This is a genomic window from Polaromonas sp. P1_E3 (assembly GCF_056405935.1).
On the sequence record NZ_JBFUBD010000184.1, the window covers coordinates 1 to 5,424 of the forward strand.

Annotated in this window: 3 protein-coding genes; all 3 read right to left on the reverse strand. The window is 63.4% G+C overall.

Going from position 1 to position 5,424, the window contains the following annotated elements:
• A partial coding sequence (gene fdhF, locus AC1D0Z_RS15360; protein ID WP_477659092.1) for a formate dehydrogenase subunit alpha occupies positions 1-2,689 on the reverse strand: 2,689 nt, incomplete at its 3' end.
• A 109-nt stretch (positions 2,690-2,798) separates the two neighbouring features.
• Positions 2,799-4,493, reverse strand: coding sequence for an NAD(P)H-dependent oxidoreductase subunit E (locus AC1D0Z_RS15365; protein ID WP_477659093.1), 1,695 nt, complete (start codon positions 4,491-4,493; stop codon positions 2,799-2,801).
• 52 nt (positions 4,494-4,545) lie between these two features.
• Positions 4,546-5,424, reverse strand: an 879-nt coding sequence (locus AC1D0Z_RS15370; protein WP_477659094.1) for a formyl-CoA transferase, incomplete at its 5' end; no start/stop codon positions are given.

Sequence of the window (5,424 nt, forward strand, 5' to 3'; positions counted from 1 at the left end):
ACTTGTTGATGGCTGCCTCGTAGTAACAGAAAGGTACAAAAACCGCTCCGCGTGGCGAGCTTTCGTCGGCGCGGGCGTACAGCTCCACCTTGCCGCGGCGTGATTCGATGGTTACCACGTCGCCGGGTTTTCCGCCCATGGCGGCAAGATCCAGAGGGTGTACCAAGGCGACTGGATCGGGTTCGATCGCATCGAGCACCGTGGCGCGCCGCGTCATGCTGCCGGTGTGCCAGTGCTCCAGCTGGCGGCCGGTAATCAGCACCATCGGGTATTCGGTGTCCGGGCGCTCATTGGCCGGGATGATGTCGGCCGGCACAAACTTCGCGCGGCCGCCCTCGCGAGGGAAGTCATCCACAAACACCACCGACTGGCCGGGATCGCCTTCCTTCATACAAGGGTAGGTGACCGAATGCTCGCGGTCCAGCCTGTCCCAGGTGATGCCGCCAATGCTCGGCATGGTGTGGCGCATCTCGTCGAAGACTTCGCTGACATGGTTGTAGTGCCAGCCGCAGCCCATCCGGTTGGCGATCTGCGTGATGATCCAGAGGTCCTGGCGCGCATCGCCGGGCGGGTTGATGGCCTTGCGGCCCATCTGCACCAGGCGGTCGGTATTGGTAAAGCTGCCGTCCTTTTCGGGGAAGGCGCTGGCCGGCAAAATCACGTCCGCCAGATAGGCCGTCTCGGTCAGGAAGATGTCCTGCACCACGAGGTGCTCGAGCGCCGCCAGCGCTTCACGCGCGTGGTTGGCGTCCGGGTCTGACATGGCCGGGTTTTCGCCTTGCACGTACATGCCCTTGATGCCGCCCTTCTTGATGGCGTGCATCACTTCGACCACCGTCAAGCCGACCTGGTCATCCAGCGTGCCGGGGGCCAGCTTCCAGGCCTTCTCGAAGCTGGCGCGGACTTCGGGCTTGGACACATGCTGGTAGTCCGGCAGCATCATCGGAATCAGGCCTGCGTCAGACGCACCCTGCACGTTGTTCTGGCCGCGCAGCGGATGCAGACCGGTGCCGGGGCGGCCGATCTGGCCTGTCATCAGCGAAAGGGCGATCAGGCAGCGGGCGTTGTCGGTGCCGTGCACGTGTTGCGACACACCCATGCCCCAAAGGATCATCGAACCCTTGGACGTGGCGAACAGGCGGGCCACATAGCGCAAGGTGTCGGCATCAATGCCGCAGATAGGCGCCATCAACTCGGGCGTGTACCCCTCAACGTTCTTGCGCAACTCTTCGTAGCCAATGGTGCGGCTGTCGATGAAGGCCTGGTCCACCAGTCCTTCGTTCACGATGACGTTCATCATCGCGTTCAGCATGGGCACGTCGGTGTCGGGCTTGAACTGCAGGTGGCGGTGCGCCACGCGTGTCAGGTCCGAGCGGCGCGGATCCATCACGATCAGCCTGGTGCCGTTCTTCACGGCATTCTTGATCCAGGTCGCGGCCACGGGATGGTTCACCGTCGGGTTGGCGCCGATGATGACCACGACATCAGCCTTGGTCACGTCCATGACCGGGTTGGACACCGCGCCGGAGCCGATGCCTTCGAGCAGGGCGACGACCGAAGACGCATGGCACAGGCGGGTGCAGTGGTCGACGTTGTTGCTGCCAAAACCGGTGCGCACCAGTTTCTGAAACAGGTAGGCTTCCTCGTTGCTGCCTTTGGCAGAGCCGAAACCGGCCAGCGATTTCTTGCCGTGCTGGTCGCGGATGGCGGCGAGCTTGCCGCCGGCGAATTCCAGCGCTTCTTCCCAGCTGGCTTCGCGGAACACGTCCATCACGCGGTCTGGGTCCATCGTGAAGTCGCCGGTCTTGGGCACGCCTTCGCGGCGGATCAGGGGCTTGGTCAGGCGATGGGGGTGGTGTGCATAGTCAAATCCATAGCGGCCTTTGACGCAGAGGCGCTCGTGGTTGGCGGGGCCGTCGCGGCCTTCCACAAAAAGAATCTTGTCATCCTTGACGTTGTAGGTCAGCTGGCAGCCGACGCCGCAATAGGGGCAGACCGACTCGATCTGTTTGTCCGGCACGGTGAGTGCAGCCTCGCGGGCCGGCATCAACGCGCCCGTCGGGCAGGCCTGAACACACTCGCCGCAGGCCACGCAGGTGGACGCGCCCATGGCGTCGTCCATGTCGAACACGATCTTCGCCTGGTCACCGCGGAAAGCCAGGCCGATCACGTCATTGACCTGTTCGTCGCGGCAGGCGCGCAGGCAGCGCGTGCACTGGATGCAAGCGTCCAGGTTCACCGCGATGGCCGGATGCGACACATCCTGGCGCACCTGCTGGCGCGCTTCGAAGCGGGGTTTGCCTACGCCAATCTTGGCAGCCCACTGGTCCACCTCATTGTTGCGGGTGTATTCCTTCTCGGGCATGTCCGACAGCAACAACTCCAGCACCATTTTTTGCGACGCCACGGCGCGCTCGCTGTCGGTGACGACCTTCATGCCGGCGGCGGGGGCCCGGCAGCATGAAGGGGCGAGTACGCGCTCACCGTTGATCTCGACCATGCAGGAGCGGCAGTTGCCTACGGCTTCCATGCCTTCCTTGAAGCACAGGTGGGGAATCTCGACGCCTTCACGCTTGGCTACTTGCAGCAGCGATTCGGTGGCACGGCCCTGGACTTCGCGGCCGTTGAGGCTGAAGCTTACGAGCGGCGCGTCGAGTTCGGCCAGTTCCTGTCGGGTAATTGCATTCATTGGAAATCCTTAAAGTGCACAGGTCGGCCGGCCGCAGCGCCGGGCCGCCCCAAGCAAGGCCAGCCCCCTCGGGGGGCAGCGTAGTACGCAAAGCGACAAGCGTGGGGGCTCATAGTTCGTGTGGGAAGTACTTGACGACGCAGTCCATGGGGTTCGGGGCGGCCTGGCCGAGGCCGCAGATCGACGCATCGCGCATGACCAGCGACAGGTCTGCCAGCAGGGCGAGGTCCCACTTGGGTTGTTCCATGAGGTGCGCTGCTTTTGCCGTGCCGACACGGCAGGGCGTGCACTGGCCGCAGGACTCGTGGTGGAAGAAACGCATCATGTTCCGCGCCGCATCAGTAGCCGTGTCCTTGTCGGACAGAATCATCACCGCAGCCGAGCCGATGAAGCAGCCATAAGGTTGCAGGGTGTCGAAGTCCAACGGGATGGTGTTCATCGTGGCGGGAAGGATGCCGCCCGATGCACCGCCGGGCAGGTAGGCATAGAACTTCTGGCCGTCCAGCATGCCGCCGCAATATTCGTCGATCAGTTCCTGGATGGTGATGCCGGCTGGCGCCAGTTTGACGCCGGGCTCTTTAACCCGCCCTGAGACCGAGAACGAGCGCAACCCCTTGCGGCCATTGCGGCCGTGCGAGGCAAACCACTCACCGCCTTTTTCCAGGATGTCCCGAACCCAATACAGCGTCTCGAAGTTGTGCTCCAGCGTCGGCCGGCCGAACAGGCCGACCTGAGCCACATACGGCGGCCGCAGGCGGGGCATGCCGCGCTTGCCTTCGATGGACTCGATCATGGCCGACTCTTCACCGCAGATGTAGGCGCCCGCGCCACGGCGCAGTTCGATTTCCGGCATGCCGGCCATCAACGGGTCCAGGCGCAGCCTGGCCAGTTCGGCTTCCAGCATGTTGCGGCAACCGTGGTATTCATCGCGCAGGTAAACGTAGATTTTCTCGATGCCGACGGCCCAGGCAGCGATCAGCATGCCTTCGAGGAAGCGGTGCGGGTCGCGCTCAAGGTAGACGCGGTCCTTGAAGGTGCCCGGCTCGCCTTCGTCAATGTTCACAGCCATCAGGCGTGGGCCTTTTTCGGCACGCACGATGCGCCACTTGCGGCCGGAAGGAAAGCCCGCTCCACCCAGTCCGCGCAGGCCGGAGTCTTCCATGGTCTTGAGGACCGATTCGATATCGCGTTCGCCCGAGATGCAATGCTTGAGCAAGGCGTAACCACCCGCTGCCTGATAGGTGGGCAGGTCGATAAAACCGCCAGGAACGTGCTGCACAGCCGCTGCTGCGACAGTCGCCATCACGGTTTCGCAGCTGGCATTGGGTACCGGGTTTTGTCCCACCACGGCTGCCGGCGCCTGCTCGCATCGTCCGATGCAGGGCGCGGCAATGACCCGCACTTCGCGGCCGAGCAGGGCAGGGAGCTTGGCCAGCAGCTCTTTGGCGCCTGCCATCTCACAGGCAAGGCCGTCGCAGACTCGCACGGTGAGTGCAGCCGGAGCGGCTTCGCCTTCCTTGACCACGTCAAAGTGGTGATAGAAGGTGGCCACCTCATACACCTCCGTCTGGGCCAGCTTCATTTCCTGGGCCAGGGCCGCCAGATGGGCGGCCGATAGATGGCCGAACTGGTCCTGGATTTTGTGCAGGTGTTCGATCAGCAAGTCAGCCCTGCGCGATTCGGTGCCCAACAGGCGCTGCACCTCCGCAAGCGCCTCCGGATCAACGCGGCGGCCCTTGGGTGCCTGGCGTTTTCGCTGCTTGGAGGCGTCGATGACGGCGATGGGAATGATGGGATGGTTCATGAAGCGTGTTGGCTCGCTGTGTGGCTGGCGTTGGTGGCGTGGGGCTGCCGACCTAGATGACGCGTTCGGCGCGTAATTCGGCGATGTAATCGGCGCCGTAGCCCAATTGCATCAATACTTCGTCGGTGTGCTCGCCCAGCAGGGGCGAGCGGGTGACTTCGGTCGCGCTGTCGGACATCTTGATCGGGTTGCCCACGGTGAGGTATTTGCCGCGGGTGGGGTGGTCGACTTCAACAATGGTGCCTGTTTCGCGAAGCGCGGGCTCTTCAGCGATCTCCTTCATCGACAGGATGGGGCCGCAGGGGATGTCATATTTGTTGAGGATTTCCATGGCCTCGAACTTGGTCTTGGTCATGGTCCATTTTTCGATGCGCGCAAAGATCGGTTTCAAATGCAGCAAACGGGCGGCTGGTGTCGCGAAGGCTTCGTCGTCGATCCAGCCCTCTTCTCCGATCACCTTGCACACGGCTGGCCATACGGCGCCCTGGGTGATGAAATAGATATAAGCATTGGGGTCGGTTTCCCAGCCTTTGCATTTCAGGATGGAGCCGGGCTGGCCGCCACCGGAGGCGTTGCCGGCGCGGGGGAYCGCTTCACCGAACTTGCCGTCGGGGTACTGCGGGTACTCGTGCATGGTGCCAGTACGCTCCAGGCGCTGCTGGTCGCGCAGCTTGACGCGGCACAGGTTCAGCACGGCATCCTGCATGGGCGCCAGCACCTTTTGGCCGCGGCCGGTGGTGTTGCGCTGATAGAGCGCCGCCACGATGCCCAAAGCAAGGTGCAGGCCGGTTCCGCTGTCGCCAATCTGGGCGCCGGTAACCATGGGCGGACCGTCGTCAAAACCGGAGGTGGAAGCCGAGCCACCTGCGCACTGGGCAACGTTCTCGTAAACCTTGCAGTCTTCGTAGGGGCCAGGGCCGAAGCCTTTGAC

Coding starts and splice junctions, on each gene's coding strand:
- AC1D0Z_RS15365 (WP_477659093.1), bottom strand. CDS start 4,493: ATGAACCATCCCATCATTCCCATCGCCGTCATCGACGCCTCCAAGCAG.